Here is a 647-nt window from a genome sequence, read left to right as displayed (position 1 = left end):
GACCCGTGCAGCCGCTGAGCGGTGGACGCCGCTGATCCCGCAGAGGCAGGGGCGGGGGTTCAGGTTCGGTGCGGGCGGTTGGTCAGCCAGCGTGGGGCGGTGGCGGCCAAGGCGAGCGCGAGGACGCTGGCGGTGGCCAGCCAGGCGGCGCCGACGCCGGTGAGGCCGTAGCGGGGCATCAGCACCAGGGTGAGAACCAGCAGCAGGGCGGCGAAGGCGAGTTGCAGGCCGGTCAGGAAGGCCAGGGCTTGGCGGACGCGGGCGACGTGGACGGCGACGCCGAACAGCACGTTCGGCACCGCCGAGAGCGCCATCAGCCGCAGCACGGTCGTGCCGTGGGCGGCGTAGTCGCTGCCGAACAGGTCGAGGATCCAGGGTGCTGCGGCGATGGCGGCGGCGGTGGCGGGGGTGATCAGCAGTGCGGTGTGGCGGAGCATGTGGCGGGCGTGTTCGGCCAGACGCTCCGGTTCGGCGGCGCCCTCCACGGTCAGGGATTGCCCCATGGCGTAGGCGGCCTGGTAGAGGGTGTCGGTGACCAGGTACGCCAGCGAGTAGTCGGCGGTCTCCTCCGCACCCAGGCGGCCCAGGACGAGCAGCGGCAGGGACTTGGAGACGGCGGTCTGGCCGAGCTGGCCGATGTAGTCGGC

General features: G+C 73.0%; 1 protein-coding gene. It reads right to left on the bottom strand.

Annotated elements, in window-relative coordinates:
• Positions 1–59: 59 nt before the first annotated feature.
• Positions 60–647: MATE family efflux transporter (locus IE98_RS0141660; RefSeq protein WP_030277989.1), on the bottom strand; the 588-nt coding region annotated here is incomplete at its 5' end.

Origin of the sequence: Streptomyces sp. NRRL B-24484, from assembly GCF_000717715.1 — a bacterium.
GTDB lineage: Bacteria > Actinomycetota > Actinomycetes > Streptomycetales > Streptomycetaceae > Kitasatospora.
Note: the sequence above shows the minus strand (reverse complement) of the source record. Positions and strands in the feature narration are given on the sequence as shown.